The organism is Desulfovibrio mangrovi (assembly GCF_026230175.1).
GTDB classification, from domain to species: domain Bacteria; phylum Desulfobacterota; class Desulfovibrionia; order Desulfovibrionales; family Desulfovibrionaceae; genus Halodesulfovibrio; species Halodesulfovibrio mangrovi.
Genome location: NZ_CP104208.1, coordinates 683,766 through 697,416, shown reverse-complemented (window position 1 = coordinate 697,416; position 13,651 = coordinate 683,766). Strand labels below are relative to the sequence as shown.

At 54.3% G+C, this 13,651-nt stretch carries 11 protein-coding genes and 5 tRNA genes; 11 read left to right on the top strand and 5 right to left on the bottom strand.

Features of this window, described 5'->3' with window-relative positions; all coding sequences use genetic code 11:
- Positions 1-22: 22 nt before the first annotated feature.
- The 5 genes from surE (at position 23) to N1030_RS03230 (ending at position 5,324) form a co-directional block, all read left to right on the top strand.
- A complete protein-coding gene (gene surE, locus N1030_RS03250; protein WP_265827633.1) occupies positions 23-784 on the top strand; it encodes a 5'/3'-nucleotidase SurE in 762 nt (253 codons plus the stop codon).
- Positions 785-1,027: 243 nt separating this feature from the next.
- Positions 1,028-2,065, top strand: a complete 1,038-nt coding sequence (locus N1030_RS03245) for a lipase family protein (RefSeq protein ID WP_265827632.1) — start codon at positions 1,028-1,030, stop codon at positions 2,063-2,065.
- Positions 2,066-2,475: 410 nt separating this feature from the next.
- The gene (fba, locus tag N1030_RS03240; protein ID WP_265827630.1) at positions 2,476-3,399 is read left to right on the top strand and encodes a class II fructose-1,6-bisphosphate aldolase; all 924 of its coding nucleotides are present in this window, start codon (positions 2,476-2,478) and stop codon (positions 3,397-3,399) included.
- 18 nt (positions 3,400-3,417) lie between these two features.
- Positions 3,418-4,419: a type I glyceraldehyde-3-phosphate dehydrogenase gene (gene gap / locus N1030_RS03235; protein WP_265827628.1), complete on the top strand. Its 1,002-nt coding sequence runs from the start codon at positions 3,418-3,420 to the stop codon at positions 4,417-4,419.
- Between the two features lie 128 nt (positions 4,420-4,547).
- On the top strand, positions 4,548-5,324 hold the full coding sequence (locus N1030_RS03230; protein ID WP_265827626.1) for a substrate-binding periplasmic protein: 777 nt from the start codon (positions 4,548-4,550) through the stop codon (positions 5,322-5,324).
- Between the two features lie 74 nt (positions 5,325-5,398).
- On the opposite strand, the gene N1030_RS03225 is transcribed toward N1030_RS03230, so the two are convergent.
- The 3 genes from N1030_RS03225 to dksA form a co-directional block, all read right to left on the bottom strand.
- Positions 5,399-6,724, bottom strand: coding sequence for an EAL and HDOD domain-containing protein (locus N1030_RS03225; RefSeq protein WP_265827625.1), 1,326 nt, complete (start codon positions 6,722-6,724; stop codon positions 5,399-5,401).
- Positions 6,725-6,870: 146 nt separating this feature from the next.
- Positions 6,871-8,439, bottom strand: a complete 1,569-nt coding sequence (locus N1030_RS03220) for an NFACT RNA binding domain-containing protein (RefSeq protein ID WP_265827624.1) — start codon at positions 8,437-8,439, stop codon at positions 6,871-6,873.
- A 19-nt stretch (positions 8,440-8,458) separates the two neighbouring features.
- Complete coding sequence (dksA, locus tag N1030_RS03215) at positions 8,459-8,821, bottom strand: RNA polymerase-binding protein DksA (RefSeq protein WP_265827622.1); 363 nt, start codon at positions 8,819-8,821, stop codon at positions 8,459-8,461.
- A 444-nt stretch (positions 8,822-9,265) separates the two neighbouring features.
- Between dksA and N1030_RS03210 the strand changes: the two genes are divergently transcribed.
- Positions 9,266-9,340, top strand: a tRNA-Gly gene (locus N1030_RS03210).
- 145 nt (positions 9,341-9,485) lie between these two features.
- Here N1030_RS03210 and N1030_RS03205 read toward each other — a convergent pair.
- Both N1030_RS03205 and N1030_RS03200 read right to left on the bottom strand, forming a co-directional pair.
- A complete protein-coding gene (locus tag N1030_RS03205) occupies positions 9,486-10,898 on the bottom strand; it encodes a HAMP domain-containing sensor histidine kinase (protein ID WP_265827621.1) in 1,413 nt (470 codons plus the stop codon).
- Positions 10,899-10,900: 2 nt separating this feature from the next.
- Complete coding sequence (locus tag N1030_RS03200) at positions 10,901-11,593, bottom strand: response regulator (protein WP_265827620.1); 693 nt, start codon at positions 11,591-11,593, stop codon at positions 10,901-10,903.
- A gap of 302 nt (positions 11,594-11,895) precedes the next feature.
- Here N1030_RS03200 and N1030_RS03195 point away from each other — a divergent pair, with 302 nt between their 5' ends.
- From N1030_RS03195 to N1030_RS03175, 5 genes are all read left to right on the top strand, one after another.
- Positions 11,896-12,768 carry a hypothetical protein gene (locus N1030_RS03195; RefSeq protein ID WP_265827619.1) on the top strand — a complete coding sequence of 291 codons (873 nt, stop codon included), beginning with the start codon at positions 11,896-11,898 and terminating at the stop codon, positions 12,766-12,768.
- 359 nt (positions 12,769-13,127) lie between these two features.
- A tRNA-Cys gene (locus tag N1030_RS03190) sits at positions 13,128-13,202 on the top strand.
- 4 nt (positions 13,203-13,206) lie between these two features.
- Positions 13,207-13,281: transfer RNA gene (locus N1030_RS03185), tRNA-Gly, on the top strand.
- 67 nt (positions 13,282-13,348) lie between these two features.
- Positions 13,349-13,423: transfer RNA gene (locus N1030_RS03180), tRNA-Gly, on the top strand.
- A gap of 37 nt (positions 13,424-13,460) precedes the next feature.
- Positions 13,461-13,535: transfer RNA gene (locus N1030_RS03175), tRNA-Gly, on the top strand.
- Positions 13,536-13,651: the final 116 nt, after the last annotated feature.

Here is a 13,651-nt window from a genome sequence, read left to right as displayed (position 1 = left end):
TATTATTGCCTCGGGACCAACCATGATCATAGCCCTTACCAACGATGACGGCATTCAGGCACCGGGACTGCGCGCCATGTACGCAGCCCTCATTCAGGCAGGCCACACCGTGCATTGCATTGCACCAGTCACCGAACAAAGCGCCGTGGGACACGCCGTGACCCTTGCCATGCCCCTGCGCGTCAAGGAATTCAAGGAACACGGTTTTACAGGCAGGGGCGTATACGGCACTCCCGTAGACTGCGTGAAGCTCGGACTCACCTGCCTGATGGATGTAAAGCCCGATGTGGTTGTATCCGGCATCAACGCAGGCGCCAATGTAGGACCGGACATTCTCTATTCCGGCACTGTTTCCGCCGCCACGGAAGGCGCGCACATGGGCTTCCCCGCCATTGCCGTCTCCTATGACAACTTTCGTCCCGGCGACCTCAGCGACCACGCGACCTTCGCTGCCGACCTCATCGGCAACATGCCGTGGAAGAGCCTGCCCCCCCGCTGCGTAATTAACCTCAACTTTCCGTCCTGCCCCATGCCGGATGCCAAAGGGCTTCGAGTCTGCCCGCAGACCAGCGCCGTTTGGAAAGACTGGTACGATCACCGCAAAGACCCGCGCGGCTCCGACTACTGGTGGCTAAACGGCGTCATTCCGCCGGAAACCGTAGCCGGAGGCACCGACCGCGCCCTGCTTACGGAAGGGTACATCACCCTTACCCCGCTGCGTTTCGAATTCACGGACGATGCGGCCCTGCAAGCCCTTTCCGTACTGAATACAGACAATCAATAGCCCCGAACAGACATTGCGCCTCCGGCCTTGGGTCTCAGGCAGTTGTCGCGACCCTGCTCCAATCAGAAGCATTCTCAAATACATGCCCCCATTCGCACGCCGGATGGGGGCTCTGTTCATTCTTTACCGCACAGCCAGTTATTATGATTATGGTAATTATCGCCATCAACATGCTGACATATATAGCAAGACAATGTATTTAAATGGAGGTTCGATTTTTTTTTTGTACAAAGGAGAAAAAGCATGAACACCTATTTCGACAATGCGCTATTGCTCTCGGCTCTCCCTATCCGCAGGGCAGCCTATTCAGACAGGACAGCTTGGCTGATGGCCGAAATTTCCCGGTTGATATACGAACCGCTACCCGGTGAAACAACCGTTGCGGAGTATGTAGAGGAGCTACGCAAAGCAATACGGGAGGGAAAGCACGAAGACCTGCTGGAAGGACTGGTCTCCAAATGCTACGAACTAAATGGCAAGGATTGCCAACTGGTGGAACGGGAACTGCGTAATGCCAATTTCGAACTGCTCGGCACATTCGTCCAAAATGACACGGAAGCCCTTCTGGCCAAACTCAGCCAAGGCGGAACTGACTCCTTCCTCGTTCTTGCCTTCAGAGGAACAGCCTCCATCCGCGACGTGGCCACAGACATGCAGATCATGCTTGTACCGGCCCCCGGCGGCGGGCGGGTGCACAAAGGCTTTCTCAATGCCTTCCAGTCTGTGGAAAAGGAGATCAGGGACACACTAGCGAAGCACCCCGACCTCCCGCTCTACATTACGGGCCACTCATTGGGCGGAGCATTGGCCATAGTCGCCACCAGATATCTCGGCTCGGACAGTACGGGAGCGACATACACATTCGGAGCACCCAGAGCCGCCGATGACGATTTCTTCATTCCCATCAAGACCCCCATCTATCGCGTAGTCAACGCCGCAGATGCGGTGCCCCGCGTACCATTTGGCTATGGACTGAACATTGCTCTGGCAGCCATACGCCTATTCCCCATCAAGGGATTCGAAATGTCGGAATGGCTGAGACGATTCTCCGGCTACACGCACGAGGGCAGCCTCATCTTCATGGATGCCCCGCAAAACCTTACCGATGATAAGGGCATTCCCTTCAAAGATCTGAAGGTAAAAAAGAGCCCCAATTATGCATGGAGATCGTATGTCGTCCTACAACGCATCCTCACCACATCAGGCAAAGCAGCCGCTGCCGACCACTCTATTGATGAATACTGCCAGAAACTGCAGGCCCATGCATTAAGAAGACTCTGACGCGACCAGCGCACCATCAAGGCACCAAATCCCGGCACGAAGGAGGGCCTATTCCAAGTACAAGCCGGTATAGCCGCAGTATCCCGGGCCTGCCGCAGCAGCCTCGGCCTGCCTCCTGCTATTCGCAAAGTCGGAATACTGCATCCCCTGCAATGCAGCATTCACGCCCTTGCTTAATAAACTTGGTGGCAAAGCGCCTCAACCACCCTCATCCCCTTTGATTTTCTTCCCGTTGCCGTGTAAAGTCTTCGTGCCTTTGTTGACAGGGTGACTGCCTCCCAATACTTTGGAGAGAGTCCCACCCTCACACTCAAGAGCCACTTCCGGCGCGATTACAGTGGACGCGCCGTTATTTTTGGTACATTGCCGCACCCGCTGCAATGCAACGCCTACACATTCTGGAGGTTTGTATGCCCCTTACCGGCACTAGGGAAATGTTTGCGAGAGCCTACAAGGAAGGCTACGCTGTTGGCGCGTTCAACGTTAACAACATGGAAATCATTCAGGGAATCATGGCGGCTGCCACGGAAGAACGTGCTCCGCTCATCCTTCAGGTTTCCGCCGGTGCCCGCAAGTATGCCGGTCAGGCATACATCCGCAAGCTGATCGAGGCTGCACTTATCGAAGACGACCTGCCGGTCGCCCTGCACCTTGATCACGGTCAGGACTTCGAGATTTGCAAGTCCTGCATCGACGGCGGATTCTCCTCTGTCATGATCGACGGCTCCCACCTCAGCTTCGAAGAAAACATTGCCATGACCAAGCGTGTTGTCGAATACGCCCACGACAAGGGCGTGGATGTTGAAGCCGAACTGGGCCGCCTTGCCGGTGTGGAAGACGATGTTTCCTCCGAACACTCCATCTACACCGACCCCGATCAGGCTGTTGAATTCGTCGAACGCACCGGCTGCGACTCCCTTGCCATCGCCATCGGCACCAGCCACGGCGCTTACAAGTTCGCGGGTGAAGCAAAACTCGACTTCGATCGTCTTGAAAAGATTTCCAACATGCTGCCCAACTTCCCCATCGTACTGCACGGCTCCTCCTCCGTTCCGCAGGAGTTCGTGAAGATGGCCAACGAGTTCGGCGGCAATATCGGTTCGGCTTCCGGCGTGCCGGAAGAACTGCTGCGCAAGGCTGCGACCTTCGGTGTCTGCAAGATCAATATCGACACCGACATCCGCCTTGCCATGACTGCTGTCATTCGCAAGTACCTTGCGGAGAACCCCTCCCATTTCGATCCGCGCCAGTACCTGAAACCCGCGCGCGAAGCTGTTAAGAATATGGTCCAGCACAAAATCAAAAACGTGCTCGGCTGTTCCAACAAGATCTAGAAGGTCAGGAGACGAACGATGGCTGTAACTCTCGGTGTCAATGGATTTGGCCGTATCGGCCGCTACTTGCTCAGACTGCTCGCGGATGATGCCGATATGCAGATTGCCGTTATCAATGCCCGTGCGGATAACGCCTCTCTTGCACACCTATTCAAGTACGATTCCGTCCACGGCACCTTCAAGGGTGACGTGGTTGCCAATGAACAGGGTTTTCTGGTCAACGGCAAGCAGGTTATCGTAACCCGTTGCAAGCAGAACGAATGGGAATGGGCTAAATACGGAGTTGACATAGCCGTCGAAACCACCGGCACCATCAAGGACCGCGAGGGTCTTGCCGGACACATCGCCTGCGGTGCGAAAAAGGCTGTGATATCCGCCCCCGGCAAAGATGTGGACGCTACCATAGTCATGGGCGTCAACGATGGCATTTACGATCCTGCAAAGCACGATGTCATCTCCAACGCCTCATGCACGACCAACTGTCTGGCCCCCGCCGCCAAGGTGCTGAACGACACCTTTGGCATCATGCACGGCCTGATGACCACCATTCACAGCTACACCATGAGCCAGCGCATTCTGGACGGTTCCCAGAAGGACCTGCGCCGCGCCCGTGCTGCCTGCATGTCCATGATTCCCACCACCACCGGTGCCGCCAAGGCCGTGGGACTGGTTATCCCGGAACTCAAGGGCAAGCTGGACGGCATGGCTGTCCGTGTTCCCACTCCCGACGGTTCCATCGTGGACCTGACCTGCCGTGTGGAAAAGCCCACGACGGTTGAGGAAGTGAACGCGGCGCTCAAGGCAGCCTCTGAAGGCGCCATGAAGGGCAACCTCGGTTACAGCGATGTGCCCCTGGTTTCCGTGGACTACATCGGCGACACCCATGGCGGCGTTGTTGACGGCCTGTGCACCAGCGTCATTGACGGCACCATGGTTAAGCTGATTATCTGGTACGATAACGAAGCCGGTTTCACCCACCAGCTCGTTCGTCTTCTCAAGAAGGTCGGCGCCTCCCTGTAGGAGCATTCCTTCCCGCAATCAAAAGCCCTGCCTTGCGGCAGGGCTTTTTTTATGCAACCTGTACCATTGCATTAATCATTATGGTATTCAGCAAAAGTGGCATATAGTAGGAAACAAGGAAGGCTTAAATGCGCACACTCATATCTACCCTTTTACTCATTGCAACCCTTGCCCTGCCTCTACGGGGCAACGCTGAAACCATAATCCTGGTGGCGGATTCATGGTGCCCGTACAATTGCAATGAAGGTAACAGTGCGCCGGGCTACCTCATAGAGATTGCAACAGAAGCATTTGCATTGTCTGGCTACTCCGTAACATACGAAGAGATGAACTGGACCAGGGCAATCTATCGCGTCAGGAAAGGCAGGGCACAGGGACTCGTTGGTGCCACCATGGCAGAAGTACCGGATTTCGTGTTCCCTGAAAAGTGGCTCGGCCTTGGGCCTAACGCCTACTTCACGCTCACGACCTCTCGCTGGAAGCCCACCGACAAAGACGCCCTATCCAAAGTCCGTTTGGGTATTGTACGGGACTATGATTACGGCCCCAAAATGAATGCCTGGATAGAAGCGCACAAGGACACCCCTCTCGTGCAGGAGGCACCGGGTGAAAACGCCCTTGAAACGAACCTGCTGAAACTCCAGTACAGCAGGATAGACGTTGTGGTCGACCAAAAAGCGGCCGTTCTTGCCAAGGCAAAGGAAATGGGGTTGGAAAAGACCATCCGTTTTGCGGGTGAAGATCCGATAATCCCTGCAGAAGACAGGCTGTATATTGCCTTTTCCCCCGTCGACCCCCGTTCACGGAAATTTGCCACGGCTCTGGATGACGGCGTCACGGCGCTCCGTAAAAGCGGCAGACTGACAAGCATTCTGAAAAAATACGGTATGGAGGACTGGGAATAGCCATTCCCCCTGCTCCCCAAAGCAACCTTGCGGGCCCAATCTCATGCGCCCCCGCCCCCCTGCCTCAAACCAAATCAGTCAAAAAAAGATGCTGCCCACAACAGGGACTGTTCATAGGCTGAAACAACCTGTGCCTCTTCAAGTCCAAGAATGGTCATATCATGCAGGGCTTCGTCCCATTCGGCACGTTCATAATGCGACACCAGGCGCATCCACGGCAGATAAACGCTTTCTTCCCCCTTCAAGGCCGCAACCATAGCCTCATCGATAGGCATATCCTGAAGCAGCGAATCCAGAGAGATGGACAACAGCGTCTCAATGAGAGAGAGCAGCCCCAACAGGAACAGGCTGTTTACGTCCACAGAAGTGCGCGCATCCTTGCCCAAAAGTTCAAGAAACTTACCACGCTCTGCCGACTGGGCAACGATATGACGGGACATGGGAGTGGACTCAAGATCCGAAAGAACGGTCACGCAAAGCCATTGTTTAAGCTTCTGGCTACCGAGAAGGGTTATGCCGTGTTCCACACTCTTTATCTTGGTGGGCAGGGCAAAATGCACAGAGTTCAGATAACGCATGAACTTGTAGACAAGTGAAACATCTGAGCGAAGTATCTCGCTCACCTCGGAAATCAGAAAATCTTCGTCAGCCAGTTTTGCCAGAAGACGCATCTTCACGGCCTGGGAAGCGGAAAGCTTTTTTCCCCGCATAATCTCAGGACGCGCAAAAAAGAACCCCTGAAACAGGTCAAAGCCCATCTTGTGGCATTTCAGAAAGGTATCTCTGTCTTCAACTTTCTCTGCCAGCAGCCTGCAGGGAAAGGCCTTCAACTTCTTCACATCCTCATACACTTCAGCCAAGGGGCGACCGAGCACCTCAACCTTCACAATATCTGCAACCTTGACGAAAAGCTGTAAATCCTTCTGGCCCGTATAGTCGTCAACCGCAAGGAGGTATCCGTCCTTCTTGAGTTGGATGAGAGACTGCAGCACCTCTCTGGTCGGCAATACTGTTTCAAGAATTTCTACACCGCACAGGGCGGCAGGCAGTACCTTGGGGATCTGTTGGGTAAGCAACTCTTCTGAAAAGTTGATTAAGACCTTTTGATCCGGCAACAGAACAGGCTGAACGATGGAAAAACCGTCTGAAATGACGGAAGAGGTAGCGATTGAGGAATCAACACCGTCCGGACAATGATTCGTATCCGGAGCTCGACGGAACAGCAGTTCAAATCCCCAGATGCGGGACTCCCGGTCAAATATGGGCTGCCGGGCAACAAGTGTCGCATGCGTGCAATCCTGCGGCGAAAGCGTATCCTGCGCTGCCGAGTCTGAAACTTCGTCCGCGCCGGAAGAGTCTTTTGACCGCAAGTCGAATAGCGAGCGAAACCGTTTGAGCATATGTACCCCTCGTAACGCCGCGCCCACGAAATTCTGTCGCGCGCGAATGCTAGCCTGATACCAATATTACCATACTATACAGGATACACGCACACTCCCCTCAGTCAACAACAACTTTATGACCTGAGCCCACGCTCAATACGCCTTCATGATTTCCCAGCATCCAGAGCCAGACCATCTTCCAGACCATCGACAAGATCAACCAGCAGAGAACGTTCCATCCTGCCCACATGCACGGCTCCAACGGCAGCCCCTTTAACCTTGCGAACATGGCGGACTATGGCACACATGACCCGCGCCTGACCGGCATCACGCTGCCAGCTCTTCACGCCGACCAGCTGGGCAGCTTCCACAAGGCTTCGCTCCGGAACTTCCTGTCCCGGAAACTCAAGACGCAGTACCAGATGGGCACTGGGGCCATCTTCCGCATGAAACCACAGGTCATGGGGCATGGCCTTGTTCAGTATCTCATGATTGCCCTTGGCATTTCGACCACGCAGCATGAGGAACCCATCAGAGCTGCGGAACCGCTGATACAACTTGCTGTCCGGGTGGGGCGCAGGCACTGGGCGCCCTTTCTTCCCTGTCGTTCTTCCCTTGGCAGGCAACACGGAGGAAGGATCCCCCTCTCCCCGCTCAAACTCTTCAATCTGCTGGCGCAGCTTCTCCCTGCGCTCGTTAAGAATGCCGATGCCACGTTTACCCCGCATGGCCTGATGGAACATACGCTCCATATTCTCCCGCAACGTCAGCAAAGGATCAAGGGCGATACTCCGTTCCGTCCCGTCAACTCCGCACACGTTCACCGAGGCAGCCTTGCTGTCCACGCCCAACCGCCAGAGTTCGGCCTGAATGGCCAAGGCATCTGCTTGTCCGGCGATCATGCCTGACAAACGCCGCTCTTCGGCATCAAGCTTCTTCAACGTCTTGCGAAGACGCTTTACAGCCGCATTGACCGGCGCCTTTTCCTGAGCAGCCTTCTGACGCACCATCCCCCCGAAGAGAGACTGCACGCCAAGAAGATTCATTGCCTCCAAAGCCGAGGATGCAACAACCTCCTCCAGTCCCTTTCGCTGGGCTGAGGGCAGAGGCCACACGCTAACCAACTCCGGCACACTCTCCCGGCTGTACACAAAGACTTCTCCGGTACAGTCGCCGGGGCCGTATTCAAGATCGGCAAGCAACGCACGGGCGTCCATGGGGTCTTCCGTAAGCAGGTGGGCAAGTGTCTCGCGAAGCAAAGGTGTATATTGCGGATAGGCTGCCCAGACATCGCGCTGCTCAAGGATGGAAGCAAAATCCGCATGTTCCGGCCATTCCGGCACATCGCCAAAGCCCTCCTCCAGAGAATCCGTTACAGTCACGCCATCACGCAGGCTCAGCACGAGCCAGCGCAAAGGGGTGCCGGAAAGAGGCAAGGCCATGCGACGGTTCACCCAGTCGACAACGGGTGTTCCCACACGCCGCCCACCGGCATGTTTGCGTAGCCACATGACATGAGCCGGAGGTGCATCCGGATTTTCAGGACGTTCCGCAGAAAGCAGAAGAAGGGGAAAACGACGACCGGCCCGAAGCAAAAGGTTCTGCTTCAGGCCGGCGGCATAAAGAACTAATGTCGTTATATCCGGAGCCGGAGCGAAAAAGCGCTCTATTCTGGCCCCGGTCAACACCATTGCCAATTCTGCGGCAAGGCGTCGGAATACGTGTGCATCCATGGAGACTCAAGCCTGCAGGCTAGTCAGCCCGTTCGCGTTCGTCTTCTTCCTGCTTGCTCTTACAGTTGATACACAACTTGGTCACAGGACGGGCCTTGAGGCGCGGCACACCGATGTCGTCCCCACACTCGTCGCAAACGCCGAAGGTTCCGTCTTCCATACGACCGATGGCGGAACGGATCTTCTTGATCAACTTGCGCTCGCGGTCACGGATACGCAGGGTAAACGCGCGATCGGATTCAGCAGTAGCCCTATCAGCAGGATCAGCAAACATTTCGTTGCTGTCGGTCAGCTCATCGAGAGTGGCATCCCCTTTCTGCTGGGCTTCTTCCAGCATGTCTTGCAGGAGCTCACGGAAATAATCCAGGTCTTTCTGTTCCATACTATCCTCCTCGGCATGGTTCACGGCTCAGTGAACTGCAAAAAAAGAATTGGGTAGAACCACGTCGCCAGCCCTTTTATAACTGAGCACACAGGCATATACCAATGCTGGGACAAAAGTAAAGCACTACTTGATTTCGACTCAAAAACCCCAACATACCGACAAGATAGACAAAAGAGTATACACATTGCGACTATCCCGCCCTATGCATCATGCTTAGAATAAGCATTCAGGCATATAAGTACAGACTGATTCCTGCATCTACAGCTAGTTATACCGTCTCTTCCTGGATATCGCCATATAAAACTCATTCTCAAAACACGCATAACACATTAAAGCAATGAATGTTTTTATCGTAGCAAAAAAATCTCAAAATGTTCTTGACGACCTGCCCCTCTTTGCCTATAACCCCTCCTCGTCGGACGGCAAGTCCGGCCACAACGAGCGGGAATAACTCAGTGGTAGAGTGCAACCTTGCCAAGGTTGAAGTCGCGGGTTCAAATCCCGTTTCCCGCTCCACTTATGCGACTAAGCCATACATGGCCTTACGACTCTGTGTATGGCACACATACAAAAAAGCCCCCGATTCCTCTATCGGGGGTTTTTCTTTTGCTGCATCAGCAGAAAAGCACAACACATCAAAGGGCGCACTCCAATCGGCACACTAGCCCGTGCAACAGCTCCCTTCATGCTTACATCTCTCCCGGGGCAGACGGACAACAAACCGAACGCCGTCACGAATGTTCTGCGCCACAACCTTGCCCCCATGTTCAGTGACAATCCGTTCCACAAGAGCCAACCCTAGTCCGGTGCCTTGAACATCTTCGCCCACGGCACGAGAGAAGGGTTGAAAAATGATACCCAGCTCCTTCTCCGACAAGCGCCTGTAGCTGTTCGCCACAGAGAACACCACATCGCCCCATCCCTCAAAAAGCTCAAGCCGTATGAAACCGCTCTGCTCGGTAAACTTCACGGCATTTTCCAGCAGGTTCTTGATGACAGCATTCAGTGCCTCCTTCTGGCACTCAAGCTCCATCTGCTCCGGCAAATCACACTCCAGCTCCAATTGCTTCATCTCGATTGCGGGAACATAGCGTTGCAGCATGCCGCGCATCATCTCTGCGAGGTCGCATCTGGAAAAGACCTTCTGGCCGGCACCGGCGTCAAAACGGCTCAACTCGATAACACCGCCGATAGCGGAATCAAGATCCTCCACTTCATCGCTGATAGCCAGAAGATGACGCCTTGCCTCATCATTCCGCCCCTCGCCCATGCGCAGTTCGGCAAGCTCAAGCGCAACGCGCATCCGTGCCAGCGGACTGCGCATTTCGTGCGAAACATTAGCCATAAGCTCCTGCTTCATACGCAGCATCTTTTCCACACTGTCCGCCATGACATTGAAGGCACGGGCTACCCTGCCAACCTCATCGCCCCGTTTGATATCCACGCGGTATGAAAGGTCGCCAGAGGCGCAGCGCAACGCTCCCTCCTCCAGCTTACGCAGGGGAACGGTTATGCGACGAACCACGGGAAAAGCCAGAAGAAGGGTTATTACCCCCACCACTTCAACGATCATCAGAAAAACCGGAGCAGCGTCCTTATTATAGATATCGTCACGGCAGAGCATGCCCAATGTCCCGTTGTAGCCAAAAAAACGTACGGGATACGCAAAGTAGAAATTGACGCCGGGCACATCGTCGACATGCGCATACAGCAGCTTATCCTTGGTCTTTGTCTCACCAAGGGTAAATTTCGGGACAGGTTGAGGACGGGAGGATATGAACAGGCTGCCATCCGGCTTCTCAAGCCAGACCATGCCTGTAAAGGCGACATCAAGATCATCAATAAAGCGCTGCAGATCGGCATGAGCATCGGCATCACTCAAGCTGTCATCGCTCGCTATCAAGTTGATGCTCATGCTTGTAAGCCGGAAAGCCGCAAGCAATTCATTCTCCACATGCTCATCGAACTTGTCTTCCACAAAGACAATGAACAGCACGATAATGAATACCAGAACCACCGCAAGCGCAGTGAAGAAACTCAGCAGAATCTTGGTATAAAGACTATTGATCCGCATTCTTATGCCAAAAACATGTAGCCCTTGCCCCATACTGTACGAATCCGCTCGGAATGCTCGGGATGCGACTTCAGCACGGAACGCAGTTTGGAGATATGAACGTCTATACAACGGTCATAGGCGTTGAACTCCCTGCCCCACACTCGGGTCATGAGATCATCGCGGGAATACTCGGTATTGGGCTGGCGCATAAGCTCCGCCATAAGCTTGGTCTCCGTGGGAGAAAGAGCGGCAACCGTCTCACCAATGACAAGTTCCTGTCGACCGGTGTTCAGCACAAGGCCTGCGCATTCCACCGTACTGGTCGAGACACAGGGAACGGCCAGATCCACTCGCCGCAACACGGCGCGCATGCGTGCCAGCAGCTCCCGGGGATTGAAGGGCTTGGCCAGATAATCATCCGCCCCCAGTTCCAATCCGACAATGCGGTCGGCATCATCACCACGCGCAGTAAGCATGATAACGGGCACCTGTGACTCGGCGCGAATGGTGCGCAGTACGGCAAGGCCATCCTTGCCCGGCATCATGATATCCAGAATGACTATGGACGGCTGAACAGAACGAAGAGCGGCAACGGCATCAAGGCCGTTCTGCCTGCACTGAACCTCAAAGCCTGCCCCTTGCAGATATTCCGTCAACAAAGACTGCAGCTTAACATCGTCATCAAACAGTAAAACCTTATACCGCGGTTCCATTACTGCCCCCTTTTTTGCAGTAACACTGCAAGACTTACAATAGTCAAACCTCCTACTACATGAATGGTCACAAGTAAAAGGGAGTTTATTTCTTCAGTTCTTTTTTACACATTTTTACGATTTCTAACGATATTTATCAGTTTTTGACCTCATCACTCATACTTTTTATCAGAATAGACAATATGGTTCGCAAGTCTGCCCGGTGTAGCCGGTATCACCTGCATCCCTTCTCCCCCATTCAAAACCGGATGCAATGCCCCCCGCCGGCTACACCGCCATAAATAAACACCAACGAGGTTCACATGCTCTTTTCCAAACGACTACTTTCCATTCTGATGGTTCTCGCGCTGTACACCCCGGCTTATGCTGCAGGCGAGGACACTCCCTACTCTGTATTCGCAGAAGGCCACTACATCGGCGAAGCCGATGTGGAATCGAATGAGGGCTCTTTCGGAATTACCGGATTCACGACCGGGTTCAGCATTCCCTATCTGGACTTCAGCTACACGCAGGACAAATACGACTGGAGCAAAGCCTCTCGCCTGCCTCTGGGGACGAACGGAGACGATCCGTGGGAAACAATGCACACGCTCGCCCTCTCGAGCGGCTATTCGGACCGGATCAACGATACATGGGGCTGGTTCGTGCATGGCGGAATCTCCAGCGCCTTTGAATCGGACATGAACGACTCCTTTGGTGCCATGGCAACAGGGGGACTCACCTATGCCATAACTGACACCATCAGCATATCCGCTGGTGCGGGCATCGCCTTCCACTCGATCGAAAATGCCCTCTTCCCTGTCCTTTCCATCGACTACGACGGCAGAGGAACAAACGGCCTCGGGGCATTCGGCTCGCTCGGACTGGAGGGCGTGGAAGCCGGCTACGCGTTCAGCAAAGAGTTCCGTCTTGTCGGCGACGTCACCAGGACAGGAGACATCTATCGCCTTGCGGATGACAGCAAGGTTGAGCGCGAAGGATTTGTTGAATTCTCCGGCTGGAAAGGTGGAGTGCGGGCCGAATACGACGTAACCCCCGAGCTCTCGTTTTCCGGCGGAATGGATTACCATTTCGCCCGTACCATGAAGGTCTATGATTCCGACGGCGATGAACGCAAGAAACTGGACATTGACGGTGCTCCCGGATTTTCGCTGGGCGTAAGCTACTCGTTCTAACTGTCCACTGCATGCATCAGCCCCTGGCAAAGGGGATGACACGCCCCCCCCTCCTCGCAACGACGTGTCATCCCCTTTGCATCATATAAGATGAGAAGGTCCGAACCTCTTGCGGGTACTTCTGAAATAGCTGGCCCAAACGATTGACAAGTTGCGCCAGCTATGGCAATTACCTGCTTCCCCAACGACGAGTACCGCTTCTTCAGAGCAGGAAAATCGGCGGAGAAAAAAAAGTGAAAAAAAAGCTTGCAATCCAAATCGGGTTCAGGCAAAAGGCTCTCCGGCGAGAGGGAATCACTCTTGATTCCAAACGGATACAGCGCCTGCAAGGACTGTGTTCAAAACATCGCCGAATATGAGGCGGCATAGCCAAGTGGTAAGGCAGAGGTCTGCAAAACCTCCATTCTCCAGTTCAAATCTGGATGCCGCCTCCATAACGCGGGAATAACTCAGTGGTAGAGTGCAACCTTGCCAAGGTTGAAGTCGCGGGTTCAAATCCCGTTTCCCGCTCCAGACATCAAGGCTGGCGGTAACCCCGCCAGCTTTTACCCCGAACGGGGTTGGAGCACCTTAATAGAGCGCGGGAGTAACTCAGTGGTAGAGTGTCAGCTTCCCAAGCTGAAGGTCGCGGGTTCAAGTCCCGTTTCCCGCTCCACTCGTCGGACAGCCGAAAGGCAAACATATATTCCTTAGCGGGAATAACTCAGTGGTAGAGTGCAACCTTGCCAAGGTTGAAGTCGCGGGTTCAAATCCCGTTTCCCGCTCCAGATTTCAGGGCCGGTCCATGACCGGCCCTCTTCTTTTGCGTTTTAGCCTGAACGCTGCAGCCCCCCGTCGTTATCCCGAACTGCGGTGGTGCCTCACTCAACGCACAAAAAAAGGC

Excerpts from the sequence above, each read along its gene's own strand:
- N1030_RS03205 (WP_265827621.1), bottom strand. The coding sequence starts at position 10,898 with ATGCGGATCAATAGTCTTTATACCAAGATTCTGCTGAGTTTCTTCACT.
- N1030_RS03245 (WP_265827632.1), top strand. The coding sequence starts at position 1,028 with ATGAACACCTATTTCGACAATGCGCTATTGCTCTCGGCTCTCCCTATC.
- gap (WP_265827628.1), top strand. The coding sequence starts at position 3,418 with ATGGCTGTAACTCTCGGTGTCAATGGATTTGGCCGTATCGGCCGCTAC.
- dksA (WP_265827622.1), bottom strand. The coding sequence starts at position 8,821 with ATGGAACAGAAAGACCTGGATTATTTCCGTGAGCTCCTGCAAGACATG.
- N1030_RS03195 (WP_265827619.1), top strand. The coding sequence starts at position 11,896 with ATGCTCTTTTCCAAACGACTACTTTCCATTCTGATGGTTCTCGCGCTG.
- surE (WP_265827633.1), top strand. The coding sequence starts at position 23 with ATGATCATAGCCCTTACCAACGATGACGGCATTCAGGCACCGGGACTG.
- N1030_RS03230 (WP_265827626.1), top strand. The coding sequence starts at position 4,548 with ATGCGCACACTCATATCTACCCTTTTACTCATTGCAACCCTTGCCCTG.
- N1030_RS03225 (WP_265827625.1), bottom strand. The coding sequence starts at position 6,724 with ATGCTCAAACGGTTTCGCTCGCTATTCGACTTGCGGTCAAAAGACTCT.
- N1030_RS03200 (WP_265827620.1), bottom strand. The coding sequence starts at position 11,593 with ATGGAACCGCGGTATAAGGTTTTACTGTTTGATGACGATGTTAAGCTG.
- N1030_RS03220 (WP_265827624.1), bottom strand. The coding sequence starts at position 8,439 with ATGGATGCACACGTATTCCGACGCCTTGCCGCAGAATTGGCAATGGTG.
- fba (WP_265827630.1), top strand. The coding sequence starts at position 2,476 with ATGCCCCTTACCGGCACTAGGGAAATGTTTGCGAGAGCCTACAAGGAA.